Raw genomic sequence first — 24,772 nt, 5'->3', positions numbered from 1 at the left:
GTCCTGACTTCCGAGGGCAAAACTTTGTCAGGACCTGAGAGACCGGCTGCGCGTCACGGACCAGATTGAACGTTTCCGTAGCGGTCGTTCACACCTTTCTTCGTATCCGGTCCAACGCTCTGGCACTGGTTCGTGAAATCGCTGCGGGCATTCGACGTGCCTGTCTCATCGAAGTGGCCGTGGTGAAATTTCACGATGGAAAAGTAACCCGTCATATAGTTTTTGCAGTCCCCGCCGGCACTGCCACCGGCGATCAGTCCGGCGAGACACAGGACGGCACCGCAGGCGGACGGATTGTCGTCGTCGGCCAGCGCCACCGTCTGGGTGGCGACCGCGCCGCAGATTAACATTGCGATCAGTCGTTTCATGAGATCTCCTGTCAGGTGGTCAGAAGGCGCAGCGCCGCAAGGGCTCCGACCGTGAGTGCCGCCGAGCCAAGCATCGCGCACACGGTCCATGCGGCCAGTTCGATCCGGCCGATACCACGACCGCGGCCACGCTCCTCACGCAAGACGTCACGTAGCAGATCGCGGCTTCGTCCGTTGGCCTCGTCGTACTGCCTGAGCGAGATCTCGCCAAGCAGTTGGTCGCGGGCCTCCGAAAACCGTCCCGCTTCGGCCAGCACGTCGGTGCTCGATGCTGCGAACTCGTTGAGGAACTGCTCGTAGCGGGACGTGAAGCGCAGCAGCGTCAGTTCGCCGTCGTCCTTGAACCGCTTGCCGCTCGCCTCGAGGAGCTGCGACAGTTCCTTCACGTCGCGGCGCAAAAGCGAGAGTTCGCCCAGCACCGCGCCGATCAGTTCCTCACGGATCGAATCTTCCGGCGCGCCCATCAGTGCACCAGAAGCCGGAACGCGTCGTCATGCTCGCGTGTTACACGCGTGGCCAGTCGTTTGATGGCGACCATCTGACGGATATGGGCTCGCTGGGGCGCCGGCGTATCGTCCTCCATTGACCGTGCGTTCCACGCAACATAATCCGTTGTGTCGCTGTTGACGTCAGTAATGGTCTTGCCGATCGTCTTTATCTTTTCATAAATCGGATTTTCATAAATGACTGCGGACGGATCGAGAACAAAGCCACCCACTGCCGCATGACGCGTAAACAGGCGACCGAAAACCTTGTCCAGATTGCTCTTCGGATCAACGAAGTTGAACAGCAATCTGATCCGGTCGGATGCTACGCCCAGGGCGCTCAACTGATCGAGCGTGGCTATCGTGTCGAGCTGTTGCTTCAGAGGCGGTACGGTCGGAACAATGAACATATCGAAGTCCTCGTGTGACCCGTCGTAGCTTTGCATCAACGCGATAAAGTCTTCGACGTTGGATGCTCCCACGTCAACGACAACGTGTCGCATGGTCATCATCCGGTCCTGCAATTCATCGAACTGTTTGCCGCGCAAGGCGGCGTTCCCGGTACCATCCGAGTTGATCGACTCGATCGATATAACCTCGGCGCCTTCCAGTCGAGGTGCCAGAAGGTGATGCGCAATGGTAGTTTTGCCGACGTTGCCCGAGAAATTGATGACAGCGATTTTCATGGTGCGTCTCTCCGGTTGTTGTGTGAGTCGCGACCGCGCGCGCAGCGTCGGTCACGTGTTCGTTACGGTTCGATTTCGAGCGTCGGCGAGTCAGGGCCGGCCTCCTGGGTTTGCGCTGCGGGCTGTGCCTGTTCACGCGACGATTGCTGCCTATCTCTGCCCTGCCCGGCGCGCTCCCGCCCGATCTGCTCGCGTACCGCCTCGATCGTCGCTTCGCTTACCTGAGGCATCGGCACGTCCAGTGACCGGTTAGCGGCGCGCGCCGCGGTCACGGCGCTTTCGAACTCCCCCATCAGCTTCTCCTGCTGCTGCTCTGGCAGGTTTTTGATCTCGTCACGCAGCACCTCGCGCGCTGCCTGCGCCTTGATCCGTTCGCGTGCTTCATCGAGCGTCTGCTGCTGTTCCTTCGAGTATTTCCACTCGCCGTTCAGAAACCGCTCGCGCGCCTCGACGATCCGCCGGCGCTCGTCGCCCTCCCGCCGTGCGCTGGCAAGCGCTTCGCGCTGCTCACGCGTGGGCAGGCCAGGCACATCGGGCGAGGACACAAACCACTCGTTGCGCCGGCTCGTGACCGTCTTCGGCGCGAGCTCCTTGCCCTTTTTGTCGAACTGGCGCTGCTCGGCTGTCATGCTGCGGCTGCCACCCTTCTCCAGTTCGATCTGCTGGCCCGTCTGCACGCCGCTCTCTGCGATCGCACGCTCGAGGTCCAGTCCCCAGACCGTGCGCTCGCCGGCCTGCGTACGCACGGTCGCGTAGTAGCTGTCGTTCTGCTTTTCATCGTGGTTGAAAGGCGCGGGCCCGTGCGCCACCAGTACGCCCGCCGTGACACCGGCCGGCGTTGGCGTGTCCTGAACCGGGCTGGCCGGTGTGGCCGACAACGGTTGCGGGGCGGCCGTGCGGCCGCCTTCGGGCGCGGCGCTTTCACGCCGCGGCGCGGCGGGCTTCTTTTGCCCTGCGGCGTCTGCGGCCTCCATCTCATTCGTGCGCGCCTTGTCCGGATCATTCGATCGCTCGCCAGCCCCGATGCGCATCGCCTCGCGCGCGGCGGTCAGTACGGCCCGATCCTGCTCCTGGGGCTTGAATCCACGCGTCGGCATGCCAGCGAGCTCGGCCGCGATCCACGCCTGTCGACGGAATTCCTCGCTACCCTTGAGCTGCAACTCGCCCCAGTGCTTCGCCTTCGCGACTTCGACCATGTGCGCGATCACGTCGCGGTCCTCACTGTCCGTCGACAGCGAGCGGCCCCTGTCCTCGAAGTGCACCGCCTCGCTTTTGCGATCGAGAAACTTACCCTCGTGCGCCACGTACTGGTTGGCTACCGACTTCGGCACGTCGTAACCAGTCTTCTCGAAAATCGGCTTCGGCCGGATGGTGTTTTCAGTCTGGTCGCGAGTCTTCCCGAGCGGCTTGCCCGTTCCGTCGGCTGGCCTCACCGCTTCGTCAATCGCTGTGCTGGTCTCTGTATTGGTCGACGAGTCGCGTTTCAGCAACGCCTCGGCCTTCGCGCGATCCGCCGCCCGGATTTTTTTCAACCGCCCTTGCGTCGTGCTGTCGACAGGGGTCCCGGGATTGAGCGGCACCCTGCCGGCATCCGGCTCGTTCGCCGGCGGCGTCGACCGGGCACGTATCGCCGACGCGTCGTCGGAATTGGCCGCGCCACGCTCGCGGTAATCGATCAGGTCGTCGGGAAATTCGATCTCGTTCATACGATGACTCCTTGCGGTTCAGGTTGGGGCGGGGCGACAGAGCTGTGTGCGTCCGCAGTCGACGCAGTTGCGGCAGCCGCGTCTGGCAGGACTTCACGCAGGTAAGGCATCAGCTGGAAGAGCGACGCGCGTATGCTGTGACGGTTGGTGAAGTGAACAGGCGCAAGCACGCCGATCTCGTGCTCGCGCACGTCGCGCGGTGGACCGGCCGACTGCCTGGCCGCATCCGCGGCAGCGACGCCCTGCTGCGCACGGCGGGCGGCATTCTGCGCGTGCCACCATTGCTCGACGTCGATCCTGGGCACGGGTGCACAGAGCTCGCGCGCGACGAACGCAGCGTGCTTCATCTGCTGTTCGTCCGGAAACTTCGGGGTGAAGCCGAGCCAGGCGCGTCGGCGGTTGGCGTTCTCCAGCTTCGCCATCACCCCTTGCAGGTAGGGGCTCTGCCGCACGAGCCGGTCGACGAGCTCGGCGTCTTCATAGAAAAACGCCTTCTCGCACAGGATCGGCTCGCAGCCCTCGATCGTGATGATCTGTTTGTTGTGTTTCAATGCACGCAGCTCCTGCGGCAACATGAGCGGCCTGCCGTGCTCCGACTCATTGGTGCTGGTCGACGAACTGCGGCCGCGGCTGCGGCTGCGCGAGCGCGCCATATGGGTGAAGGTGCCCAGCATCTTCGAGTACTCTTCCGACTCCTTCACGGTGCGCGGCGCATACAGGCTGCGCATCTTGCAGTTGATTGCCAGCGTTTCGGCGCCGTGCTTTCCGTACAGCTTCGGATCCTCGAGCTGCGACATACCCTGGAAAATCAGCATCAGTCGCAGGTTGTAGCCCGCAATGAATGCGTTGGCGGTATCAATGATGTCGATCTTGCCGGGCGCTGCAAACTCGTCCAGGACCAGCGCGCACTGGTATTTCAGCGCCGGATTTTCGGCGGGAAGCTCGCGCGTGTTCAGGTCGATCAGCTGCGAGAAAAAGAGATTGACCAGCAGCGCACCGGCTTTCAGATCGCCCGGCTTGATGCCAACGTAGATCGACATGCGCTTTTTGCGCACGTCGCCCAGATCGAAGTCCGAGCGGCTGGTTGCCGCGTCGACGACCGGATTGCTGAAGACGTTCAGGGGCGCGGTCATCGTCGATACGATGTTCGCGAAGGCCTCCTTCGATTGCGACAGGAAGCGGTTCAGCGCATCGAGACACTCGAAGGTGAGCGCCGGCAGCGCGTCAGTCGCATTCACGCGCGTGCTGACGATCGACGAGATGTGTTCACGGATCGTCCTGCCCTTGCCGGAGGCCTGCCGCAGCACCTCGCCAAACGTGCATGGCAGCGAGGGCGTTTCCAGCAGATACAGCACAATCCCGATGAACAGGTTGCGGGCATTGTCGTTCCAGTACTTCAGACGCGCGTCGACGCTGGACGGATACAGGTGCTCGCCGATCGTCATCACGTCGCCCACGCGCGTATAGGGTGCGCGACGCTGGATGTAGTCGAGCGGGTTGTACGCATGTGAGCGGCCGTCTTCCGAGAACGGCGCCCACAGGTAGGTTTCGTGACCGCACGCACGCCGGTAGCCCGACGTATACAGGTAGTTCTCTTCCTTGACGTCCTCGACCACGACCGAATCGGGATAGGTGAGAAGATTCGGGATCACAAGCGACGTGCCCTTGCCGGAGCGGGTGCCGGCGGCCGCCATCAGGAAATCCTGGCCGTAATACTTCAGATATTCACCCTTGTACTTGCCGACAATGAACGGCGGATACAGATGTTGTGAATTCGTCATGGTTGTTTTTTCTCCAGCAGGCCCGCTTTCACAATGTCGCCGCGGGTCGCGAAGCGGGCCTCGCCAAACTGCGCGAGGCGCTTGCGCCCCGACACAAGCGCCATCGTAATCACGACCACTGGCAGGCCGGTAATGACCACTGACAGCAGCGTGCATACCTTGAGCGCGCGCACAACAGCAGGCACGTCGCCGAAGGCATGCCAGTAGTCGTACAGCGTGAAGAAGCCCGCGCTGCCCTCCGGCAGCTTCTGCATCTTCGCGAAAAGCTGGCCGCCGGCGAACTGGCCGAGGAACGCGAAGCCGCACAGGATCAGCAGGACGATCACGAGGGGGATCAGAATGCGAAGCGGTTTCGGCATGGCCGGTCCTCAATGAATGGCTAGGTGGATGGCCGAGTCGATATCGGCGCGGAAATTCAGATGCGTTGTCATGCCGCCATCTCCTGTTGTCGCAGATGCGCGCTCAGGTCGCGATGCAAGTGCATCGCGTCGCGCACGTGATCGTTGGGTCCGTGGAACTGGTTGCCATTCGCCGCCGCACATCGGTCGATCGGCTCCCACAGCAGGTAGCGCCACTCGTCATCGACTGGGTAACGCGCGACCGGCCAGCCCGACCGATGGATCAGCGCAAAGGCGCCCGACGGCCGCCATCTGCACTGGGACGCGTCATCGGCGGCCGCCTCGACATCGGCAATCGCGGGAATCGGGAGATCTGCGTTCACTGCGTGAACCTTCCGGCTGGATGGGTGGAAAGGATCCGAAGGGCGTCGCGCTGCGCGTCGTCCAGCCCGACGTCGGTGATGCCTTCGCAGCCGTGTGCGATTCCCGGCGCCGTAGAGCCGGGTGAGCGCACGGGCCTCTGCGCTCGCAGCGAATGCTTCGTCCGACGACGGACGCATGCGCCACCCCTCGATCGCAGCCTCGATATCGCCGATCGCGAAGTTCATAAGCCGTCCTCCCTGCGTAGGAGCCAGTGCGCCGTGAAACCGCGCGCCCACGACGCCGCGTAAACAAGGCACAGCGCGAGCACGCCGTACTGATGCGCTCGCCACGCCATGTCGAACCAGAACGGCTGCGCGGCCAGCCCGAAGATGCAGGCCCAGCGCCGCCAGTGCGCACGCCGGTCCTGCGACAGGAACACGGCGAGCGCACCGCAAAGGCTGATCGCGATCTGTTCGATCATCTGCGCCGCAGCATCGGCGCTCATGAGACACAGCCCAGCAGCTGCGCCTTGCCGATCGGGTCGTACCAGATCTCGGCGAGCCGCTTGTTGCGCATGAAGAGAACCAGATCAACCGTTACGCGCACCTGTTCCATGATGAATTGCCAGTCGAGCGTCTGGCCGACCGCGCTCTGCTTGATCAGCGTTGCGATGCGCGACGGTGCCGACCGCGCATCGTTGCAATGCACGGTTGTGATGCCGCCGGGCGTCCCCGTATTGAGCAGCGTCATGTAGTCCCACGTCTCGTCGCCTCGCAGCTCGGCCAGAAACACACGGTCAAACTTCATGCGCAGCGTGGAGCGCACCAGTTCCTTCGCCGGCAGCGTGTCGCTGAAGAACATGTGTACGCGGTTGGGATGGTTTGGCAGTGACAGCTCAGGCGTATCCTCAATCGTGCCGATCCGTTCATCGGACGGCACGAGATCCGAGAGCGCCTTGTTCAGTGTTGTCTTGCCGGAGCCGGTACCACCGGCGAGCACAATGTTCAACCGGTTGGCGACCGCAAGCTCGAGCATGCGCGTGACGTTGCGCTGACTTTTCGCATCAAGCATCTCGAGCTCGAACGGCTGAAGGTCGGGCGACACCGACATGTCGCGACGCGGCGACACGTCCCGATAGCCCTCGAACCATCCGTTGCGCTCATAGTCGGCCACCGGGAAGCGCACGTCTGACGGGATACGGATCGTGATGGAGATCGTGTCCTGCTCGCAGGCCGGCTGCATCAGCACGTGCCCGCGCTGGCCCTCAGGCAGCACCACCGGATGAATCGGCTCCTTTGTCGAAAACCTGCCGCCCTTCATCACCGTCAGCGCGTTGGCGAGCTTGAAGCACGCATCCAGCGAACAGGCCGGTGCGTCATGCCGTCGCCATCCGGCACTGCCCTGCGTCCAGATCTCGCCCGGACGGTTGATCGCGACCTCGGTGAGGCTTCCATCAAAGAAGTATGAGATACCCATCTGCTTCAGGAAGCTGCGGGCGATCGTGCCCTTTTCGATTACATCGATGACGACTGCGCTCATTTGTACTCCTATGTGGTTAAGGGTCACATCCGCTCATCATCCTGCCGGCTACGGTCAGCGAGGCGTGGTGCCCGTATCCTGCGGCTCGACCTGCACTGATACGCGATACGGGCGTCGACCGTCCGGCACGCTGCCGGCGAGCTCGCGGAGGATTTGCGCCGGCGACGTGGAAATAACCGTTGCATTCAGGGGCACGGCCGGCCAGGTCAATTTCCAGGCCGCACCACCGATCGCCGCAGCCGCGCATCGTCCCGCTGCAAGCCAGATGCGCGATGTGTGCGCCGGCTGGCGAGCGTAAATCGGTGGGGTGTCGTCGGGCTGACGGTTAGTTGCGTGCGTCTTCATTGCGTGACCGGCCGCATGGTTGACTGGCTCATCGGCGATCTGACGCAGTGGCAAGGCATCTGGAACCACACGTGCGCGCCGTGCATCGACCCGTCCGGCCAGCTGCCGGACCGTGTTGCCATAGAAACAGACACGCAGAGCGTCGCGCAGCTTTGTCCCGAACATGTCGCGATCGAGCCCATGCAGCGGGAAATCGTCCGGGCAGGTGATCTTCAGGTTCATGGGTCCGTTCCTCATTGCTGTCCGTTCTGGCCAATCGCGTTGCCCTGCGCGTCGACGTTCTCGTACACGCGGCTCAGGTCAATGTCGCGCGCCACAAAGATATTGATTACCGATCCCTGGTTCGAATACGCCGTCGGCGGGATATTGATGGTGTTACGCAGCGTCTCTGCTGCCACGTCCTGCGTGGCGTTCGAACTGTTGGAGAACGTGATCGTCTGGCCCGAGCCAGTCGCCTTGTTCGCCAGAGCCTGTCCGAAGTCGCCGATGAGACTCACCATCAGCGCACCCTTGAAGCGCTGCCAGAAATGCTCGTCGACGTAAGCCGGAATCCCGGCGGCGCCAAGCGGATCGGTAGCGGGCGAGTTCAGCGGAATGTGCACGTCGCCGTCATCGATCTCATCCCAGATTGCGCCGATCACGCCCTGACCCTGCATAACCGCATCGCGCTGCTCGCCCTTCGCCATCGCGCCCTTGCGAACGAGCAGCGTCGTGCCGTCATCGGACCACACGTCCTGCGCGATCGGGCATCCGATCAGGCCCGGCCGGTCGGTACGGATCGCCGTCGCCTGTCCACATCGGATCATCGTGTTGCGACTGAGCAGGTAATGCCGGTTCGGCCGGAACGAGGCCTGCATCGGCTGCAGCTTCGATGGCTGCAAGGACTGATCAATCGACGAACCCTTGCCGTCGCCCGGGTCCGTCTTGCCAGGTGAGCCGGACGTGCCGCCTGCATTGCCGCCGCGCAGCGCTGACAGGCCCATCGACTTAGCCATCCCGGCCAGACCGCCGGCGACCCGGCCGCCGGTTCCAGTGTTGCCGCCGCTGTCACCTGGGGTTTCATTCGCTGCAACGGGGCCATCGTCGCTCTGGCCAGAATTGTTGTTCCCGTCGTTGTCACCATTCGAAACGAGTACGCTGCCCTGCAGGCGGCGCTCGGCCGGCGTGAGCGGCCGCGGCCGATTACTCACGGCCACCGCCTGTCCGTTCGCCTGCGATGCCGCGCCGGCCGGTGCTGGAAGGCGGGAATTTGCCGCAGCTGCGGCCGCAGCCGCCGACGCTGCCCGGGCCTGCTCGGCTTCCGCACGTCTGATCCGATCCTTCTGCGTTTCCAGATCCCCACTGGCATCATTTACGCCGCTGTCCTTCGGCTTGTTCAGCGCCGCCTCCTTCGCATCCTGATGCTGCTGGAACAGGCGTTGCAGATAGATCGTGACGCCCGATGCACCCAGCGCAATAACAGCGAGCGCGACCAGCACCAGACGTAGCTTGCCCACGCGTGTCTTCCGGCGCCCCGGCAGGTCGAGCGAAGGCTGCGGTCCGACGTCGGTCGGCGCTGCATGTTCGATATCGTTCCGTTCAGTCATGCCGTGTCCGCTCCCCGATCAGTTCGTCGACACATCGGGATGGTCGCGCTCGATGCGCGCCCTGCCTGGCACCGATGAGCCCGAACGGTTGTAATGGCCATCGGGCGAATAGCCGTCATTGCGGATACCCAGCACCGCCTGGCCGTAGCGGATAACAAACGACTTCGAGACTTCGTGCACGACAACCGTGTCGCCCTCCATATGGAAGTTCGCCGTCGCCTCACCGCCGTCGGGCAGTTTCGTGAAAATCGTTGGCAGGTCACGCGCGGTCGCATACTTGAAGTACGTAAAGCGGCCGTCGTCCCAAAGGGCGGTCGGCGCGAGTGCACGATCGCCGCGCATCATGTATTGGATATTGGCGGCGGGAACCGACGTCACAGGATCCGCTTTCGCAACACCCGCGCTGTTCGCGATCGAGGCGGGAACCGCTGGCCCGTTGCCCTGCTGACTGGTCTGCTGACTACCCAGCGCCGCGCTCACCGTTGCCTGCCGGCGCTGCTGCGCGCTCGCCGCTTTGGCACGCGTGTCCGGATAATCGAAACGCAACATCCATGTCGCCGGCTGCGAGACTGACACGTCGACCAGCGACAACGAATAGGTGCGCCGGTTGGTGACGAGCACAAGATTGGTTTCTGGCTGCGGCGCACCCGGTTTCAGCATCGCGCCGCTGTCGTTGATGGCGACGTGCCAGGCCCTGGCGTCTCCAATGCCCTCGCCGCTGTTAATGATGTGTTCACCTGGCTCGAACTGGATCATCACCACACGCCCCGGCATGGTCGCCACGCGATACGCCTGGTCCGGATCGTAGGTCGCACACTGGATATGCGGGTCCGAGCCGCAGCTGTGCGGCGTTTCGAGGGCTCGCGCGTGGATCGGCGCCAACGCGAAACCCAGTGCGACCGCCGCCGAGCTCGCTGACATCCGGACCGTTCGTCCCTTCATGCGCCACCTCCGGCTGCCTCAGGGGCAGATGCCGGCGCAGCATCGGCGGGCGCGCGCGTCCAGTCGCGCGTGACCTCGTAGCTCGTGCAGCGAAAACCGTCAGCGTTGAGATCCTGCTGATCCTGCTTTTCCGGAACGTTCACACGCTCGAAGGCGACCGTCGCAATCCAGTACGTCGGATCCGGGCGTTTCGCTGCGGGATTCAGTGGGACCAGCTGACGCGAGAAAAACACCTGCGCGGTGGAACCCACGAAAGTGATCGAGCCGACGCGTGCAATCACCCGTGCCTGATCCTTCAGCAGCTTGAGCGGCCCCACCGGGCCGCGCACGAGCCCGTCATAGGCTTCCTTCTCGTGGTCGGCGCTCATGAACATCACTGCGGCGTGCGTATCGGAAATCGTCTCCCAGTCGTAGTTCTCGCGCAACTCGACGTAACGGTGCAGATCCGCACGATCGGTCTTCTCCGAAAACGTAACGTGTCCGTTCGCGGTTGTCGGCAGCACGTCGACCTTACCGGTCGACGCGTCCACACGCAGCACGGCGGGCGGGTTTGGCCGTTTCAGGAGTCCTAAAATCCCCATGCCAGAAACAGCGGCGAGAGCGACCATACCCAAAAGCACCGACCGCCGGTCGGCGATACGGGCCTTCTCTTCCGCTGATTGGACCTTCGACTTTTCGAAGGCCTGTGCCTGTTTCAGGTACCAGCTAACCGCATCGCGCTCGCCCGACTCAGCACCGCTCACCGACGCGTCTGCTGACGTGGTCGACCCGGCCGGGCTTCCCTTACGCTTGCGCGCGGGCGTTGCCGACGCAAACCATTGCCTGATAGTCGATGCCATCCTGTTCCTCACTTCGGTTCCGCATGGCCCGACTGCTGTGCCAACGGTTGATTGACGGGTACCCACTGACCCGTTGGCTCGGGTGGCTTCGGCGGTGAACTGCAGGCTTGCAACACGAGAGCAAGCAGTGCGAGTGCCAATGTGCTTTTCATGATTGCTTGCCTTGGGTTGTATCGCTCGGGAACGCCCGGCGGAACATCGAAGGCCAGCTGCGACGGGCGATATAAACGGCAATCTGCGCGCCCTGCACAAGCAGGATGGACGCAACGGCGACCATGATCAGGCTCGCGACCACAGACGCCAGTGAACGTGCGTGTCCGAGTCGCGCTCCGTACGCCTGCAACGAACTGATCCCAAACCAAACGACAAACGCCCTGAACCCCAGCAGTGTCAGGCCGCCTTTTAGCCGCGAAGCTCCGCGCACTACCTGCTTCGAAGCAGTCGCTGCCTTTTCAATCCGAAGTTGCGCCTTCATTCGTGATCTCCTGCGAAGCGCGCGTTTAACGCAGATGGTGATAAATCGATATACCAATGCTATTCAGCAATGCCAGCGCCAAGCCGGCAAACGTGATCCAGCAGACCGCTAGCAACCACCAGCGGATCAGCTTCGCAAAAAAATCTGGCATATGCCCTCCTTACGCTTTCGACACCGACCCGCCTGTGGTCTGCTTTCCCGAGCCACCTAACTTCGACGCGGCCGCGATCGCTTTACCGACCCCGCCGAGCTTGCCGGTCATCGTGGAAATGCCCACGCCGCTCGCCAGCGCCGATGCGAGACCCGGCAGGTTGAGCGCGACAATGAAGAACACCACACCCATCACATCGATTTCGACCACCTGCTTCATCGATGGGAAAGCCGATCCGGAAGGCGCGATCTTCTGCGCAAAATTCACCTCGATAGCTCCGGCGCCTGCGAAAAGCGCCACGAGCAGAGCGTAGTTAAGGCACTGGCCCGCCCAGTTCCAGAAGAACTGACGGACTGGAGGAAACAGCGCCATCGAAATGAACAGGGGTCCAAGCGCAAGCAAAAGACCCAGCGCAAACTTCGCGAGGATGATGTAGGCAACGGCCAACCCCATGAACGGCGTCGCAAAGATGATCATCACCGTGATGACCCACACGGCACCGATGATCTGAAAGTTATGCGCGTTGTCGTAGATCTGTCCACACGCATTGATGTACGCGCTCAGCAGGTTATCCAGCCCGGAAATCGGGTTCGTCTGCCCGGTTATCGCTCCGGCCAGCTGCTCGCCCAAACCGTTCAGGGACGGCACGATGTACGTGGTGTAGAACTGGATGTTGATCCCGCACGTCAGGATGAATGCGCAGGTCGCCATGCGCATCAGAAAATCGTTAACAGGCTCATCGTTTCGCCCCTGCCAGTACGTCCACAGGATCAGCAGCACATAGATGCTGAAACAAGCTGCAATCAGCGGTGAGATCAGTCCGATGATGCGCTCTGAACCCGAACTGATGGTCGAAATGACGTTCGCATCAAAATCGGCCGTCATATCCGAAAAGATGGTCGTTGTGATCGGTGTGTATGACATAAGACGCTCCGAAGACAGTTATTGCATCGCTTTCTTCACTACCTCGTCAGCATCCTTGTCCCGCTGACGCTGCTCAGGTGTTTCCTCCTTCTCCAATTGTTCGGGCGTCGTGCCGAGCAGGTGCGCCTTGAATTCCAGCTCCTGCCTATGTTCAATCTCTTCCTGAACGTTGTGCTGATGACGGTCCCACGCCAGATATCCAAGGTATCCCGCGATTACGACCAGCAAACTGATAATTGCGCCAAGCAAGGCTTTATTGGCCACTTGAACCTCCGAGGAATTGATTTTTGAATTCACGATCGCGCTGCTCTTCAACGAGCTTGAGCTCAGCCTGCTGCAGCTGTGCGGAGAGCTGCAGCCGCGTCTGGTCATTCGTGACCATCGCCTCTTCCGCCGACATCCGGTTCTGCAGATCAGCCTTCTGCGCGGGATCCTGCGTCACGTTGGACTGCTGCATCAGCGCCTGAATGTTGTTCAGGCGCGCCATCGTCGCGCTGTACGCCTGCTGGTTCATCGCCTTGTTGGTCGCAAGCGCGTCGTAGTAGCGCTGCTGCCCAGCCGTCGTGGCGTCCGTCATGCCCTCCTGCTGTTCGATCGAGCGCATCGACGAGCTGATACCCGAGAGACCGCCGCTCTTCGCCTGGTCGTAAATGTTCTGCCACTGTTCGGGAAGATAGTTACGCAGCGACGCATCGTTCATGATGGTCCCGAAACTGCTGTTGCCGGTGAGCGCCTGATACTGGGCCTCCTGGTTCTGAATCTGCTGAAACAGCTGCTGGACCTGCACCATCTGCTGCGCAAGCTCGGCCGGCGAAATCGTCGGGACGCCCTGCCCGTGAACGGCGCCCGCAGCGCACAGCGCGAGCGTAGCGGCAGCCACACGGCCTGCCTGGAACAGCCGCACGGTCGGCCTGACATCGTTGAGGTTCATTTCATTCCTCCATTGCGTTACGGTCAGACAGTCAGTGGTTCGGCGTCGGCTTCGATGAACCGCGCAGCCGGGTAGATGCCGGCGAGCTCGGCGCGCTTGCGCTCGAGGCCGCGCTGCAGCTCGGCGGACCACAGGCGCTCATCGGCGCCGTGCTTCGCCGCGAGCCGTGTGCGCAGCTTACGTTCGAACACCCGCTCCAGATAGACGGGCAACCAGACGTCCGGATCGTCGCCCAGCTCAGCGCGCACCGCGTCGCAGATCAGCACGTTCTCGCGGTCCCCAGAGAACACCGCAATCGCGTCCTCAAGCCCGTTCAGGTCGAAACTGGCGAATGCCGACTGGTTACCCTGCTTGATCAGGAAACGGCGTGACTGTGGCGTGAGCTTTTTGAACTCCCGGAACTCCTTGCGCGTCATGCCGTCGCGCAGATACGCTTCTTCTTCAGCCGCCGGGTCGGCGAGCCAGATCTTCGTCGCGACCAGACTGCGCAGCGCGGGAAACAGGTCCGCTGCACGCTGCGCCTGCTCCGGCTGTTGCGTGATGAGTCCCATGAACTCCCCCTCTTTCCGCCCGCTGGCAAGGGTTTCCTCGATCTGCTCGCGGATCGTGCGAAAGCGCAGCGGCAACCAGTACTCCTCGATCACCGTCTGCATCAGGGTGCCCTCGCGACGCATCAGTTTCTTGAGATGGAACAGGTAAGCAAATGCGGGCTCCGACGGCTCGTAGTTTTCGACAAGAAATGCTTCAACATCGAAACCGATCCAGCGTTGCCCGCTCATGTTCAGGGAGAGATTGGGCGGGTTATCGAACACCCACCAGAACCGGCCACCCTCCGACTTGCACCAGAGCGACAGACGGGTGCGGAGGCTGTCGTCACCCTCGTCCGGAATGCTGTCCAGTAGCAGGCTGAAGCGGCGCAGCCGTACGTCATCGACTCCCATTACCGCATCGACGGCGTTGCGGCACTGAATCTTCTCGCCGGCCGTCAGGTCGATCCTGATTGGCTTACCCTGATGGTCGACACCGTTCTTCCGGCCGCAAAGTTCGACGAGCCCATACAGGAATTCGCGATTGTCTGGCGTATCGGCGAGCTCGAACGGCGCCCATCCGGTCGGCTTGCCTTTCTCCAGATAGACATAGGCGCCGCCCATCACCCGGATGAACACTTCCCAGCCCCGGCCCTTATCCAGTACGTACAACATCGGATCGAAACGGGACAGCATGCCTGTCACCGCTACGATGACCGTCGACTTGCCGCTGCCCGTCGTACCCTTCCCTTCAAAATGGCCGGCAACCTTCTCCGAAACATTGATGTCCCCCAGCCGGCTCGCGTGCGAACTGTAGTTGTAGACGCCCGAATCCGAGCGAAACGGGATCACGGCTGACCCGTCGCCGATCGGGTTACCTTCCGCCTTGCCTGACGAATAGTCATGGCACGTGTACATCGCTGCGAAATTGCGCGAGGACTGCACCTTCGGCCGTGGTTTGACTCGCGCCCCCGGGACCTGTGAGAAGTACGTGAACGGAGCAGACCCCGTCGCGGGCGACCATTCAACCCCACACTCGTTGCGTGAGCGGGACGCAAACCTGTCCGCGTTTTCAAGCGCCTCTTTCGCTGTTTCGCCATAGATAACCGCCGCGCCGTGATACTCACCGAACGACAGTTCGCCCGTGTTCACGTAACCCTGCGCGTCGCGCAGTTCCCTGATCTGATGCTTCGCCTTGTCACCAGCCGACTCCAGCTTGTTGATTGCCGAATCGATGGTCCGGTTTGATTCGAAGCCCGTCATACAGTTGAACGTATGCGTAATCGTGAATTCCATGTTCAACGTGATCAACGGGTCGAGCTGGCCCCAGCCCGGCTTTTCCGGGCAGCTGCGAAGGTCAAGGCAGGTGGCAACACGCCGGTACGCCGGCACGTCGCTCCCCGCGATTTCAAGCGTGTTGTACCCAAAATGCAGATGGCTCGACGGGATCACATCGGTTCCGGGTTCCGCCGCGACCGGCAGATCGCCGGTCCTCCCATTGACGAGATAACTGACGAGCCCATACAAAGGCGAGAACAGCATCTTGGTGCCGTTCATGTGCTGGCGTTCGTACACTTCAAGCAATCCGGCTTCATACCCGGCGAACTGCAGCAGCACCTGTTGCGCCAGTGATCCGATTTCTTTCAGTCCGTCGTCAAAGTCCTCGTATTTCAGGATCAGCGACAGGTAGTAGCCGTTCTCGAAGAATTTTTCGGCGCCGAAACGCCGTCCGACATACTCCCCCACGAACCACTGCATGAAGCGTTGTCTGAACCGGTACACGCGATCAAAACTCACACGACGGCGCGTGAACGTTGCGTGATAGCCAAGGCGGCCACCCAGGTCGCGACCAAGCTTGCTGTACGCTTCCGTGTCGCGATCGAACATGCGCTCCATCACGACGTTCTCATGCACTTCAAACGGCACGCCACGCATGGCCAGCGTCACCATGAACCGGTTGCCCTCAAGGTGCTGTACGTGTTTCGTGACTGGATGGCCGTACTTCGGAATCCAGTCTTCCACGGCGCCGATCGCGCCGAGAATTTCGCTGGAGACGGCGGGTCTGCTCTGCATCAAGCCTCCGTATCGAGCTCGCGCAGCCGGCGCTCACCCTTGGACAACAGTTTGAGGAAATCGCGGTAGACGCGGCGCTGTCGTCCGTATCGCAACGGCGCGAGCGTAGCGGTGTTGCCGAAGCGGGGCGTAGCCCGCCCGGCGTTTACGCGCGCACGGACCCGCAGCTGCCAGAAGTAGAAGCGGCAACGCAGTTCCAGCCACATGATCCGCAGGCCCTGGTCATCGGTTTCGCAGACGTGCTTGAAATACAGCAGTACTGGAAAGCCGAGAAAGACGAACAGCAGGCCGCCGGGTCCGACGAAGAAGGAAACCAGCACGCCGACGAACATCGACGCGACAACGACAACCAGCATCGCCATGTAGGGGACGCCCCAGATGGCCGCCGTGCGGCCAAGACCGTTGAATCCGGGATAGCGGGTTTTTTCGTCCGACATGGCGTGCTCAGCTAAACATGTTCCACAGATAAGGTGCGAGTACGCCGACCACCGAACCCACCACCGCAACCTTGCCGCACATCGTTATGAACTCGCTCCAGTGCGCGCGGTCAGCCCAGCACTCCGCGCCCTTCCACATCAGCACACAGGCCGCGCAGACGCCGAGAAACGAATAAAGCCAGATCTTGAACGTGGTCGCGCCCTGCGTCGCCGAATCGAGCCCTCCACCCGCGAACGCAAGTTCCGGACCGATTGCGATGCCGAGGGCCATCGTCTGGCGCATACAGGGCGAAATTCGCCGTATCAATATGCGATATGAATACTCTTTCAGTTGTACTGATTTCATGATTCTGAGCTTCGTCTTGCGATACATGGCTTCTCCTTTCACGTGTTTGGGATCAGGCCGCGTCGTCGTGGGTCAGATCAGTTGCAATCGTCGTCGCAGGCGGAATCGCCAAATGCGTCCCATGACGGATGCGGTCCGTCCAGCCGTTGTTTGTGGCCGCTGCGGTGCGCGGAGGATGTTTTGGCGTCGGGCGCGCCAGCGTGCGTTGGTCTGTCGGACTGACGGTCCATCACAACCGGAATCGCAGGAACGACATTGGTTGAACCGGTCGCCGTCTGGGCGTTGGCAACAACGCGTTGTACGTAGCTGGTGCCGTTGGCGTCGGCTGCCTCGCCGCGCGTGAAGTTACCACTGTAGTAACAGCTGATCGCAGCACGCAACGCGGGTGTGCCCGGCCCCATTGCCGCGGCCGCCCGCTGATAGCAGTCGTGCAGGATGGCGCCGCCCGCGCGCAGGTTATTGCACGGGTCGAAGGCTGTTTCGTAGGTCAGTCCGTAACGGGCGAGATTGGTCTTGTTGACCTGCCCAAGACCCATGCTGAAGTTGATGCCTTGAGCTTCGAGCGCCTTTGCCGTTGCCACGGCTTCCGCACGATCATGCGGCTGCCGGACAAGGTGGCCACCAACGACGCCGATCGCGTACGGGTTGAAGCGGGATTCAGTCCTCACGACCGCCTGAAGCGTCATGGGGTGGACGTTCGGCGCGCATTGCTCGGCCAGCGAGTTGAAATCAAGCATGACTTCCCCCGTCGCGCACGTTATGTCGCCGGCTGCGCCCGAACGATATAATGCCTCTAGCCATTGTCGACCTCTCAGGTTCCAACAACTGGTCAGGTCGACGCCAATGCTCGCAACATTGACGCTGACCGCTCCTGCATCCTCACCTACCCTTCCCTCGCTGGCAGTACCGCTCAAAGATCTGGCTCGCGTGCCTCCTCACGATTTACAACGCCGTCTTTCAGTCCCAGCAGGACTGCCGCGTTATGCGCGTGACCGCGCTTGCCCTTCAGTCTGCCTTGCAACACGCCGCTCACGATGTTGCGGGGGATTCCGTGTTTTACGGCCCAGCTCGAAATGGAGATGCCACACCGGTCGAACTCTGCGCGTACCTCTTCCAATGTTTTCAGTGCCATGCGGTGGCCCGTATACTGATCGGCTAGGACAAGTTATTACCAGTATGGGACATTTTTGTGCCATTCGCAACATACAAGACCAATTTATATGCCATCTACGTTTGGTTTGCGCCTGGCCGAAGAGCGTGACCGGCTCGGACTTACTCAGGGAAACATCTCCGAATGGACCGGCATCAACCGCAAGACGCAATCTGCCTACGAAAAAGAGCAGCGCTATCCGGACGCTGGCTATCTGATGACCCTGCTCGAGCACGGCTTTGACGTGTCGTACTTGCTGAGCGGGAAACGACCTCCGCGCTACGGCGCTGTTGATGAGCAATTGCTACGAAGCGTGTTCGCCATTATCGAAACCAGCATTTCTGCCGCTGGGCATTCCATGGACATTGAAAAGAAGGCAAAGCTTGTCGCTTTGGTCTATCAAACTGCATCAGAAACCGGTCAGGTCGATCCGCTCGTCGCGCAGAAAGCGATCGACCTTCTTTCCTGACTATTTCATCAAGTGGCAATCTGCGCCATCGCACTGAAACGGTAGTAACACTATGGCGCAGAAACGATGGCGAATTCAAGCCACCGAATTAGTATGCACAAGCAAGCTACTAAGTTATCCTTATTATATCCCCGGGGTAGGGATACCACGGATCACGACAATCGATTCAGTCGAGCAGACCGTGGGCGGCCGCTTTTGCTACGGCATCTGTAATTCTCGTTGCGCCCGTTTTTCTGGTGATCCGCTGGTAGACTGTTTTATAGACTGTATGCTTTGACATTCCCAGTTGATCGGCGACGTGGGATGCGCTTGCGCCATCCCGTAGCATCCGCAGGATCTGTGTCTCCTGTTCGCTGAGCTCATACTTCGCCAGCGCATTCTGGCGTACCTGCGACACACGCCAGCTCAAGAGTACCGACGACATGGCGAGCAATAGCACCCGGTTGTCCCACAGCACGCCCTCGCCAGCGGGCGCCCGGATTGAATTGCTCACATGTAGCAGCCCGACCAGACCATGGCCATGGATATGCGCCGGGGCAACGATCCCGCTCGCAAAGCCGTGCATGCGCGCCTCTGTCACCAGCCAGTGATCGACGCGATGCACATTTACGTGCGACGCCAGCGCAGGTGCAACATTCGACCTGGCGTATGTCACGTAGGGATCGTTCATATACCACAGCCTTGCGATGTACTGCTGTGTCCAGGCAGGTCTGCAACCAACGAGGTAACGTGTCTCTACGGAATCGCCAGTGACAGGATTCGCACCATCAAAGCGGATCCATTGGTAAGTGAACTGCATTCCGCCCAGACCTTCAATGATAGTTCGCACCTTGGACAGCAGCGCGCCTTCCGTCGCGCACATTGAAAGCTCGCCAATTAATCTTAACGGGTCGCCGGTTTCGACCTGTCTCGGGCGATCACCCCTCATGGCTGAGACACATTTCTGCCGGATACGATCGTAACTCCCCTGCAAACGCGTCTCATATGGATCAGCTGTCACAAAGTCCGACAGATCGTCCATGCTATCTATCGCGACAATCTGGCGAAACGATGCCCCGTCGCCCCGAATCAAACTTCGCGTCAAGACCCAGTCCTGAGACAGACTCAGTTCCACGCACTCGTTGAAAATATGGTGTTCATCTTCATGCAGTGGCGCGGGTGTAGCCGCCTCGATCACTTTCTCCTGCATCGACATATGCCTCTACATCGATGAACCCGTCGCGGAGAAGGCGTCGGTAACGAAACGACCTTGCACCTCTGCTTCGGGGAATTGCGTGAGCCACGTGAACTGCTCCTTGCTGTCCACACCATGAACGAGGACGCTCAATTCCATCTCGCTACAGACGCCGACTATGCCTTTGACGAGTGCTCGGGAAACCGGCTCAGAAGATAGGCGCCGCACAAACTCTTCGTGGATGGCAAGGCCGTCAACATGCAACTTCGCCAGATTCGGAAATACCGAGTCGACCGTAAGCGCAGCAAGAATCTGCACGCCTGTGGAACGTATCGCTCCCAGCTTGTCGAGAACATGTTCTGCTGTCGGATCCAGGCGGTTCTGGACGATCAGCCGCAGGGCCGACGGCTCCATTGCGTGCTCACGCAAACATTCGGATACGCAGCCAGCAAGGTCACCGTCAACGAGCTGCGCATATGGCACGTTCAAGGTAATGTGCTGAACAACTTGCCCAGCGGCACGCCGCTCCTGCAACTGCCGGCACGCCTCGGTCAACTGGAACTCGCCGAGCTGGACGCCGAAGCCAGACGACTCGACCATTGAAAAAAGCTCGCGCCCCTCCACGGGGGCCGAGCCGACGCGATTCCACTGCGCCAATACAAGAAGGCCGCGTGCGGTTCCGTCGACGGTATAGCAGTCCCGGTAGTCCAGCTCGAATTCTTTCCGGAGAAACCCATACTGCAGCGCCTGATAGAACTCCAGCCCACGCTCAGCGCGTTCGGACAGTTCGGGCGTATATACATGGCACGCGCTGATATCCTTGCCTTTACCAACTGCTTTGGCCGCGTACATCGCGAGGTCAGCACGTGTAAGAAGATCGAATGCGCTGTCTCCGTGCTTCACATGCTCGACCACTCCAATGCTTGCCCGCATCCGATAGCTATTCGCGCGCAGCACATAGGCGAGCTCAAAGTCTTCTACGACGCGGTTTGCCAGCTCCTGGGCTGTGAAGCGGGCAAAGTCACCACTAACGACGATCACGAATTCGTCGCCGCTAACCCGAATGACCTCCTGCTCATCACCGGCGACACGCTGCACACGTTTCGCCACCTGTTTGAGGAGTTGATCCCCGTCCCTATGTCCGAGGGAGTCGTTAATTCGCTTGAAGTTGTCAAGATCGATAAAGAGAAGCGCGAGACGACCAACGCTTTTCGAAGTCGCTATCAGATGGTCGAGGCGATCCATCAGGTAGTTCCGGTTTCTCAATCCGGTCAACGTATCGGTATTCGCCAACTCGGTCAGGCGATTACGAGCCCGTCGTTCTTCAGTGATGTCGATGCCCGAACAGATCAGAAACGTGTCGCCAGGACGATCCCCCGTTCTGGCGAACTTGTTGCGGAACTGGAACAGTCGCGGACCCCTGATCGTTTTTACCGTCCGTTCCACCTCGTACGCCTCGCCGCGTACGAAAAACCTTTCTATGTTCTGACGGGACTCACTTCCATCCTCGTCGGACATGAACAGGTCCCACGCATTTTTCCCGATTACGTCAGCTTCCCTGAGGCCGGAAAGCTCTTCAGCGAACCGGTTGAACCGTTGAATAGTGCCGTCGCGATTCAGGATCACAACCAGTGAATTCACTTCCGACAGGACCGTCTCTGCAAATGACAGCCCGCGCGCCAGATCATCCGCCACAGCTTCAGCATTAATGCTCGGCGAGGCCGTTCCAGCCCACCTGGTTCGATCGATTTTCCGTCCAACCAGGTGAAGACGAAACTTTTTTTCAAACAGCAGCGCGTCGACAGTCACGCTCGAGGTGACACCGGCAAGCATGCGGATCTGTGTGGCCTGCTCGGACGAAAGCTTTACAGCTGCGGCGACCGGCCCGGTAATCGGGCTCAGTTCGAGGGCATTGCTATCGTGAGACAACTGCCAGCGCGGACTCAGCGTTTCAAACGTCGCCCGGAACAGGTCTATCGCTTCGTGTTCGTACATGTCCATCCGAATAACCATAAATCGTCTAATGGATCGAATGGGAAGTCTTTTACAAACCGTTACATGCGAGGCAATCGTTTTATGCAGCTCGCATACGGACATAGGATGATGCGTGCTTCATCGCCGTTGCGGGTATGCGTCTCCGAATGAACGGACTCACAACGCTTTCCGAACTCTCGTAAGGAACCGCTTCTAACGCATCACGGACAGCTAACCTGCGGATGGCCACCGGTGAAATGAGAACAGGCTCGCCACCTAGTCATCGCCGCGTGCGCGCAGCACCGCAAGCGCCGACGACAGGATCTTCCCGCCCCCGCACCGGTCGACCGCATTGATCATGTCGGCGCCGCTGACCACGCGCCCGCCCCCGATTGCCTTCATCGCGCCTTCTTCGAGGTAGTCGTCCCAGGTGATGTGCCCCAAATCCGCGTCGGGATTACGCCACGAACCCGGGAATACCGTCTGGGCCTGTTCGCACGCGAAGCGCACGAAGGAATTCTCCGACTGGAAGATCGAGGATGTAGAGCTTGTTGGTGCAGGGGGCACGATCACGAGCGGCCGCTCGGCGACCTCATCGGTGAGCACACCTCGCATACCGTCGAGGGATTCGGCCGCCGGCCTAGGTCGATCAAACTGAACGTCATCGTCACGATCCGCTCTGGCTTGCCACCGGCCGACGCCGTGTTCGATGAACGTTTCGTTCTCCTAATGACGGTAGTCCACCATGAAGTGAGCCGGATAGCACATGGGGTTATCTCCCAGATGATGTCGTCAAAGCATCATGATACTTCCGACGACTGATCTCCCAGGATAGCGTCGTGCAGCGCTTCAATTCTGTCCATCAACCCGGCTTGTGTGATCTCGTCCGTTTTGCTGTCGCTGATATCCGACTTCAAGCCGTGCAAAAGAACGGCGAGCTCACCGGCCATTTGGGTTCGGTCCTCGGGCCGACAATCCTTCCAATCCTGCTCGGCGGCTTCCACCGCTTTTCGCCATCGGATCCGCTCCCTATTCTCCCTGCTCAGTTTCTGAAGATTCGCTTTGAATCTAATATCCATTCCAATCTTCTCCATCTTTCGTCAAGCAATCCTCCCGCGTCATCACCTGCCCTTCGGACAAAGACAAGCCTATTCGGCAAATGCCAAATGGACTACGCGTGCACCTTGGCAGTCAGGTCGATCCCTACTGCCTTCATCACGGCAAGGGTCGTTTTCAGCGTCGGCTTGCCATTCTCGCTGAACGAGCGATAAAGCTGCTCACTGGACAATCCTGTTTCATTTGCTATCTGTGCCATTCCCTTTGCGCGGGCAACGACACCAAGTGCCGTCGCGATATATGTGGCATCCCCTGTTTCTAGGGCATCAGCCATAAAAAAGACCATCTCATCACTATCAACCAGCGCCCCTGGCTGGATAGCAGGTAGTCAGTTTCTCGATCATGTCACTCCTTTCACTCTTGTGCGAGTATCTTTGCAAGAACAATGTCCCGTGCCTGTGAACAGTTGCATACTGGGCATGGCATGCTCCCGCGCGACACTCTGTCCTGAAGCCTTACGTCCACGTGGACGCAGACGCTCCCATTTCGCCCAGGAGTTCAACGATCACCGATTCATGACGTGCGATCTGCTCAGAATGGCCCGGAACAATCTCGGATGCGTTCAGACGGCCTCCAAAAAGCATGATCGCTCGTGACTCGTTGTCCTGCCGCGACATCCAGATCAATCCGTGCGCGCGAGGCAAGTTTTCCCAGATCCACGAAGCCCATGCCCGGGTGCGCGGGTAGTCGGGTTTATCCCCTTCGAACAGGTCGGCCGGGGTCAGCCCCACGGAGCGCAGCCCGGTTGCAGTGAGGTTGACGAGCCGCAGTTCAGGCAATTGAATGACGCTCAGATGATTGTCTGATTTCCTGTCCCGGGCAAGCGGGTGAATATACCCAGCCGAAGCGCGAGGAACATCGTGAAGCACGACTTCCATGACCGCCCCTCGTATCGTGTCAGCGGCGTAGATCGTCGGAATCACCTCGCCGGTTGCGGCTTGCATCAGCGGGCTGAACCGGGCATTTCCCAGCCCCGAATCATTAAATGCGCCGGGGGCATAGCGCTTAGGATGGACGCGGTACCAGGTGCCTGGCGGCACGCGTTTGAGGGTGAAGTGGCCAGTGCCCGGCGGCGGTACAACCGGACTATCCATGCACCGCACCCTGCCTCTCATCAAGCGCGGCCTCGACGACGGCCGCTGGATTGCCTGCAATAACCTCTCGCGGGCGCCGGCTGTTCAGCATGCTGTTGGTGGACTCAAACCACGCGGCGATGCGGAACGGCGAGTAGCCGTCGAAGACCTTCAGGATCGTGACCACGACCGGGCGGGGGTTCCAGAATTCGTCAAAGATATACTCAGGATAGAGTGTCTGCCCGGCGCGCTCGATGGCGAAAACTTTGCCCTCCTTCTTCCAGCGGCTGATGGCGGCGTTCGGATTGGTGGAGTTCGGGTTGTGGCGGATACCGACCTCGTGGGCGCTCAGCCACACGGTTCCCGCGAGGATAGACACGATGGCTTTTCTTTCGAGATCGGCCAGATCCGGCGTTGGGCGTCGAACGGGGGTCGTATCGACCATTGCCTGGAGAGCCTCCGTCTCCGCGTCGTGCGCGCGCTGCCGGACACGCTGTGTCAGATCAACGCGATCGGCCATCGTCAGGCTGGACTCCTCAGCCCATATTTCGTCGACGAGAACCGCCGTCATTTCACGGGTCGCCGCCAACTTGACGACAATGCTCCAGAAATGATTTTCCGTGCCTTCGGCAACCTGACTGGCTGGCGCACTCCGCTTCCGGGCCGGCTTCTTGGCGCCCGGGTTATCCGCGATGAAACTGAGCATGGCACCTCTCCGGTTACTTCCGTGACATGAATTTACTATATCACAATAATAACGGTGACACGCTACGCTTCGGCGTTCGTTGACGCGACTACCGAGTGTTCAACGATCCAAAAGCCTCCGATTTCAACAACTTGAACGTCCGCGCGCAAGGCTATCCACAGGGTTACAAACAGATACTGTGGATAACTCACCCTTTCCCGCCTCTGGAATCCGGTCATAAAGTGTGCCAAACCCCGTACGCGCGGCGCGTATGCGGAGAGCGCGTCAT

Annotated in this window: 31 protein-coding genes; 1 reads left to right on the top strand and 30 read right to left on the bottom strand. The window is 60.4% G+C overall.

The window, feature by feature from the left end; genetic code table 11:
* Positions 1–53: 53 nt before the first annotated feature.
* The 23 genes from BLW71_RS38870 to BLW71_RS38760 form a co-directional block, all read right to left on the bottom strand.
* Positions 54–368 carry a TrbM/KikA/MpfK family conjugal transfer protein gene (locus BLW71_RS38870; RefSeq protein ID WP_091809897.1) on the bottom strand — a complete coding sequence of 105 codons (315 nt, stop codon included), beginning with the start codon at positions 366–368 and terminating at the stop codon, positions 54–56.
* Between the two features lie 11 nt (positions 369–379).
* Entirely contained in the window at positions 380–832 is a 453-nt protein-coding gene (locus tag BLW71_RS38865) for a hypothetical protein (protein ID WP_091809894.1), read from the bottom strand.
* Positions 832–1,539: a StbB family protein gene (gene stbB / locus BLW71_RS38860; RefSeq protein ID WP_091809891.1), complete on the bottom strand. Its 708-nt coding sequence runs from the start codon at positions 1,537–1,539 to the stop codon at positions 832–834. The genes BLW71_RS38865 and stbB overlap by 1 nt, the downstream gene beginning before the upstream one ends.
* Before the next feature lie 62 nt (positions 1,540–1,601).
* Entirely contained in the window at positions 1,602–3,245 is a 1,644-nt protein-coding gene (locus BLW71_RS38855) for an LPD7 domain-containing protein (RefSeq protein ID WP_091809888.1), read from the bottom strand.
* Positions 3,242–5,026, bottom strand: coding sequence for a type IV secretory system conjugative DNA transfer family protein (locus BLW71_RS38850; protein ID WP_091809885.1), 1,785 nt, complete (start codon positions 5,024–5,026; stop codon positions 3,242–3,244). The genes BLW71_RS38855 and BLW71_RS38850 overlap by 4 nt, the downstream gene beginning before the upstream one ends.
* A complete protein-coding gene (locus BLW71_RS38845; RefSeq protein ID WP_091809883.1) occupies positions 5,023–5,385 on the bottom strand; it encodes a hypothetical protein in 363 nt (120 codons plus the stop codon). The genes BLW71_RS38850 and BLW71_RS38845 overlap by 4 nt, the downstream gene beginning before the upstream one ends.
* 68 nt (positions 5,386–5,453) lie before the next feature.
* Complete coding sequence (locus BLW71_RS43070; RefSeq protein ID WP_502686875.1) at positions 5,454–5,924, bottom strand: hypothetical protein; 471 nt, start codon at positions 5,922–5,924, stop codon at positions 5,454–5,456.
* Positions 5,925–5,968: 44 nt separating this feature from the next.
* Positions 5,969–6,232: a hypothetical protein gene (locus tag BLW71_RS38830; RefSeq protein WP_091809878.1), complete on the bottom strand. Its 264-nt coding sequence runs from the start codon at positions 6,230–6,232 to the stop codon at positions 5,969–5,971.
* Positions 6,229–7,266, bottom strand: a complete 1,038-nt coding sequence (virB11, locus tag BLW71_RS38825; RefSeq protein WP_091809876.1) for a P-type DNA transfer ATPase VirB11 — start codon at positions 7,264–7,266, stop codon at positions 6,229–6,231. Before virB11 ends, BLW71_RS38830 begins: the two co-directional genes overlap by 4 nt.
* Before the next feature lie 54 nt (positions 7,267–7,320).
* Entirely contained in the window at positions 7,321–7,833 is a 513-nt protein-coding gene (locus tag BLW71_RS38820; protein WP_091809874.1) for a hypothetical protein, read from the bottom strand.
* Between the two features lie 11 nt (positions 7,834–7,844).
* A complete protein-coding gene (locus tag BLW71_RS38815; RefSeq protein ID WP_091809871.1) occupies positions 7,845–9,197 on the bottom strand; it encodes a TrbI/VirB10 family protein in 1,353 nt (450 codons plus the stop codon).
* A gap of 18 nt (positions 9,198–9,215) precedes the next feature.
* Complete coding sequence (locus BLW71_RS38810; protein WP_091809869.1) at positions 9,216–10,139, bottom strand: TrbG/VirB9 family P-type conjugative transfer protein; 924 nt, start codon at positions 10,137–10,139, stop codon at positions 9,216–9,218.
* Positions 10,136–10,978 (bottom strand): VirB8 family type IV secretion system protein, encoded by an 843-nt coding sequence (locus BLW71_RS38805; protein WP_091809867.1) that lies wholly within the window; start codon positions 10,976–10,978, stop codon positions 10,136–10,138. Before BLW71_RS38805 ends, BLW71_RS38810 begins: the two co-directional genes overlap by 4 nt.
* 148 nt (positions 10,979–11,126) lie before the next feature.
* Positions 11,127–11,453 (bottom strand): hypothetical protein, encoded by a 327-nt coding sequence (locus BLW71_RS38800; protein WP_091809864.1) that lies wholly within the window; start codon positions 11,451–11,453, stop codon positions 11,127–11,129.
* A gap of 25 nt (positions 11,454–11,478) precedes the next feature.
* Positions 11,479–11,604, bottom strand: a complete 126-nt coding sequence (locus BLW71_RS42630) for a hypothetical protein (RefSeq protein WP_286162270.1) — start codon at positions 11,602–11,604, stop codon at positions 11,479–11,481.
* Between the two features lie 9 nt (positions 11,605–11,613).
* Positions 11,614–12,528: a TrbL/VirB6 family protein gene (locus BLW71_RS38795; RefSeq protein ID WP_091809861.1), complete on the bottom strand. Its 915-nt coding sequence runs from the start codon at positions 12,526–12,528 to the stop codon at positions 11,614–11,616.
* 18 nt (positions 12,529–12,546) lie between these two features.
* A complete protein-coding gene (locus BLW71_RS38790) occupies positions 12,547–12,792 on the bottom strand; it encodes a hypothetical protein (RefSeq protein WP_091809860.1) in 246 nt (81 codons plus the stop codon).
* On the bottom strand, positions 12,782–13,459 hold the full coding sequence (locus BLW71_RS38785) for a TrbJ/VirB5 family protein (protein WP_091809859.1): 678 nt from the start codon (positions 13,457–13,459) through the stop codon (positions 12,782–12,784). Before BLW71_RS38785 ends, BLW71_RS38790 begins: the two co-directional genes overlap by 11 nt.
* Positions 13,460–13,482: 23 nt before the next feature.
* Positions 13,483–15,744, bottom strand: a complete 2,262-nt coding sequence (locus tag BLW71_RS38780; RefSeq protein ID WP_286162269.1) for a VirB4 family type IV secretion system protein — start codon at positions 15,742–15,744, stop codon at positions 13,483–13,485.
* Positions 15,745–16,058: 314 nt separating this feature from the next.
* Positions 16,059–16,496: a VirB3 family type IV secretion system protein gene (locus BLW71_RS38775; protein ID WP_091809857.1), complete on the bottom strand. Its 438-nt coding sequence runs from the start codon at positions 16,494–16,496 to the stop codon at positions 16,059–16,061.
* Between the two features lie 7 nt (positions 16,497–16,503).
* Positions 16,504–16,767: a hypothetical protein gene (locus BLW71_RS38770; RefSeq protein WP_286162268.1), complete on the bottom strand. Its 264-nt coding sequence runs from the start codon at positions 16,765–16,767 to the stop codon at positions 16,504–16,506.
* Positions 16,768–16,919: 152 nt separating this feature from the next.
* Positions 16,920–17,579, bottom strand: a complete 660-nt coding sequence (locus tag BLW71_RS38765) for a lytic transglycosylase domain-containing protein (protein ID WP_091809855.1) — start codon at positions 17,577–17,579, stop codon at positions 16,920–16,922.
* Positions 17,580–17,752: 173 nt separating this feature from the next.
* Positions 17,753–17,974 carry a DNA-binding protein gene (locus BLW71_RS38760; protein ID WP_091809854.1) on the bottom strand — a complete coding sequence of 74 codons (222 nt, stop codon included), beginning with the start codon at positions 17,972–17,974 and terminating at the stop codon, positions 17,753–17,755.
* An 88-nt stretch (positions 17,975–18,062) separates the two neighbouring features.
* Between BLW71_RS38760 and BLW71_RS38755 the strand changes: the two genes are divergently transcribed.
* Positions 18,063–18,461 (top strand): helix-turn-helix domain-containing protein, encoded by a 399-nt coding sequence (locus BLW71_RS38755; RefSeq protein ID WP_091809853.1) that lies wholly within the window; start codon positions 18,063–18,065, stop codon positions 18,459–18,461.
* Between the two features lie 166 nt (positions 18,462–18,627).
* Here the strand turns inward: BLW71_RS38755 and BLW71_RS38750 are convergent, their stop codons facing one another.
* The 7 genes from BLW71_RS38750 to BLW71_RS38720 all read right to left on the bottom strand — a co-directional run bounded on the left by BLW71_RS38750 (position 18,628) and on the right by BLW71_RS38720 (position 24,504).
* The gene (locus BLW71_RS38750) at positions 18,628–19,650 is read right to left on the bottom strand and encodes a helix-turn-helix transcriptional regulator (RefSeq protein ID WP_091810116.1); all 1,023 of its coding nucleotides are present in this window, start codon (positions 19,648–19,650) and stop codon (positions 18,628–18,630) included.
* 12 nt (positions 19,651–19,662) lie between these two features.
* Entirely contained in the window at positions 19,663–21,630 is a 1,968-nt protein-coding gene (locus BLW71_RS38745; RefSeq protein WP_091810114.1) for a diguanylate cyclase domain-containing protein, read from the bottom strand.
* A gap of 255 nt (positions 21,631–21,885) precedes the next feature.
* Complete coding sequence (locus BLW71_RS38740; protein WP_143048449.1) at positions 21,886–22,215, bottom strand: class I poly(R)-hydroxyalkanoic acid synthase; 330 nt, start codon at positions 22,213–22,215, stop codon at positions 21,886–21,888.
* Positions 22,216–22,409: 194 nt separating this feature from the next.
* On the bottom strand, positions 22,410–22,688 hold the full coding sequence (locus BLW71_RS38735; protein WP_091809847.1) for a hypothetical protein: 279 nt from the start codon (positions 22,686–22,688) through the stop codon (positions 22,410–22,412).
* A gap of 92 nt (positions 22,689–22,780) precedes the next feature.
* Positions 22,781–22,999, bottom strand: coding sequence for an addiction module antidote protein (locus tag BLW71_RS38730; protein ID WP_286162267.1), 219 nt, complete (start codon positions 22,997–22,999; stop codon positions 22,781–22,783).
* Positions 23,000–23,180: 181 nt separating this feature from the next.
* The gene (locus BLW71_RS38725) at positions 23,181–23,819 is read right to left on the bottom strand and encodes an RES family NAD+ phosphorylase (protein ID WP_177205236.1); all 639 of its coding nucleotides are present in this window, start codon (positions 23,817–23,819) and stop codon (positions 23,181–23,183) included.
* On the bottom strand, positions 23,812–24,504 hold the full coding sequence (locus BLW71_RS38720) for a hypothetical protein (protein WP_091809838.1): 693 nt from the start codon (positions 24,502–24,504) through the stop codon (positions 23,812–23,814). Before BLW71_RS38720 ends, BLW71_RS38725 begins: the two co-directional genes overlap by 8 nt.
* Between the last annotated feature and the right edge of the window lie 268 nt (positions 24,505–24,772).

This window comes from Burkholderia sp. WP9, from assembly GCF_900104795.1.
Classification (GTDB): domain Bacteria; phylum Pseudomonadota; class Gammaproteobacteria; order Burkholderiales; family Burkholderiaceae; genus Paraburkholderia.
Note: the sequence above shows the minus strand (reverse complement) of the source record. Positions and strands in the feature narration are given on the sequence as shown.

What these genes read in the sequence shown, in the direction of transcription:
- BLW71_RS38870 (WP_091809897.1), bottom strand. Translation starts at nt 368, where the DNA reads ATGAAACGACTGATCGCAATGTTAATCTGCGGCGCGGTCGCCACCCAG.
- BLW71_RS38865 (WP_091809894.1), bottom strand. Translation starts at nt 832, where the DNA reads ATGGGCGCGCCGGAAGATTCGATCCGTGAGGAACTGATCGGCGCGGTG.
- stbB (WP_091809891.1), bottom strand. Translation starts at nt 1,539, where the DNA reads ATGAAAATCGCTGTCATCAATTTCTCGGGCAACGTCGGCAAAACTACC.
- BLW71_RS38855 (WP_091809888.1), bottom strand. Translation starts at nt 3,245, where the DNA reads ATGAACGAGATCGAATTTCCCGACGACCTGATCGATTACCGCGAGCGT.
- BLW71_RS38850 (WP_091809885.1), bottom strand. Translation starts at nt 5,026, where the DNA reads ATGACGAATTCACAACATCTGTATCCGCCGTTCATTGTCGGCAAGTAC.
- BLW71_RS38845 (WP_091809883.1), bottom strand. Translation starts at nt 5,385, where the DNA reads ATGCCGAAACCGCTTCGCATTCTGATCCCCCTCGTGATCGTCCTGCTG.
- BLW71_RS43070 (WP_502686875.1), bottom strand. Translation starts at nt 5,924, where the DNA reads ATGCGTCCGTCGTCGGACGAAGCATTCGCTGCGAGCGCAGAGGCCCGT.
- BLW71_RS38830 (WP_091809878.1), bottom strand. Translation starts at nt 6,232, where the DNA reads ATGAGCGCCGATGCTGCGGCGCAGATGATCGAACAGATCGCGATCAGC.
- virB11 (WP_091809876.1), bottom strand. Translation starts at nt 7,266, where the DNA reads ATGAGCGCAGTCGTCATCGATGTAATCGAAAAGGGCACGATCGCCCGC.
- BLW71_RS38820 (WP_091809874.1), bottom strand. Translation starts at nt 7,833, where the DNA reads ATGAACCTGAAGATCACCTGCCCGGACGATTTCCCGCTGCATGGGCTC.
- BLW71_RS38815 (WP_091809871.1), bottom strand. Translation starts at nt 9,197, where the DNA reads ATGACTGAACGGAACGATATCGAACATGCAGCGCCGACCGACGTCGGA.
- BLW71_RS38810 (WP_091809869.1), bottom strand. Translation starts at nt 10,139, where the DNA reads ATGAAGGGACGAACGGTCCGGATGTCAGCGAGCTCGGCGGCGGTCGCA.
- BLW71_RS38805 (WP_091809867.1), bottom strand. Translation starts at nt 10,978, where the DNA reads ATGGCATCGACTATCAGGCAATGGTTTGCGTCGGCAACGCCCGCGCGC.
- BLW71_RS38800 (WP_091809864.1), bottom strand. Translation starts at nt 11,453, where the DNA reads ATGAAGGCGCAACTTCGGATTGAAAAGGCAGCGACTGCTTCGAAGCAG.
- BLW71_RS42630 (WP_286162270.1), bottom strand. Translation starts at nt 11,604, where the DNA reads ATGCCAGATTTTTTTGCGAAGCTGATCCGCTGGTGGTTGCTAGCGGTC.
- BLW71_RS38795 (WP_091809861.1), bottom strand. Translation starts at nt 12,528, where the DNA reads ATGTCATACACACCGATCACAACGACCATCTTTTCGGATATGACGGCC.
- BLW71_RS38785 (WP_091809859.1), bottom strand. Translation starts at nt 13,459, where the DNA reads ATGAACCTCAACGATGTCAGGCCGACCGTGCGGCTGTTCCAGGCAGGC.
- BLW71_RS38780 (WP_286162269.1), bottom strand. Translation starts at nt 15,744, where the DNA reads ATGCAGTGGTTCGTGGGGGAGTATGTCGGACGGCGTTTCGGCGCCGAA.
- BLW71_RS38775 (WP_091809857.1), bottom strand. Translation starts at nt 16,496, where the DNA reads ATGTCGGACGAAAAAACCCGCTATCCCGGATTCAACGGTCTTGGCCGC.
- BLW71_RS38770 (WP_286162268.1), bottom strand. Translation starts at nt 16,767, where the DNA reads ATGGCCCTCGGCATCGCAATCGGTCCGGAACTTGCGTTCGCGGGTGGA.
- BLW71_RS38765 (WP_091809855.1), bottom strand. Translation starts at nt 17,579, where the DNA reads ATGCTTGATTTCAACTCGCTGGCCGAGCAATGCGCGCCGAACGTCCAC.
- BLW71_RS38760 (WP_091809854.1), bottom strand. Translation starts at nt 17,974, where the DNA reads ATGGCACTGAAAACATTGGAAGAGGTACGCGCAGAGTTCGACCGGTGT.
- BLW71_RS38755 (WP_091809853.1), top strand. Translation starts at nt 18,063, where the DNA reads ATGCCATCTACGTTTGGTTTGCGCCTGGCCGAAGAGCGTGACCGGCTC.
- BLW71_RS38750 (WP_091810116.1), bottom strand. Translation starts at nt 19,650, where the DNA reads ATGCAGGAGAAAGTGATCGAGGCGGCTACACCCGCGCCACTGCATGAA.
- BLW71_RS38745 (WP_091810114.1), bottom strand. Translation starts at nt 21,630, where the DNA reads ATGTACGAACACGAAGCGATAGACCTGTTCCGGGCGACGTTTGAAACG.
- BLW71_RS38735 (WP_091809847.1), bottom strand. Translation starts at nt 22,688, where the DNA reads ATGGATATTAGATTCAAAGCGAATCTTCAGAAACTGAGCAGGGAGAAT.
- BLW71_RS38730 (WP_286162267.1), bottom strand. Translation starts at nt 22,999, where the DNA reads ATGGCTGATGCCCTAGAAACAGGGGATGCCACATATATCGCGACGGCA.
- BLW71_RS38725 (WP_177205236.1), bottom strand. Translation starts at nt 23,819, where the DNA reads ATGGATAGTCCGGTTGTACCGCCGCCGGGCACTGGCCACTTCACCCTC.
- BLW71_RS38720 (WP_091809838.1), bottom strand. Translation starts at nt 24,504, where the DNA reads ATGCTCAGTTTCATCGCGGATAACCCGGGCGCCAAGAAGCCGGCCCGG.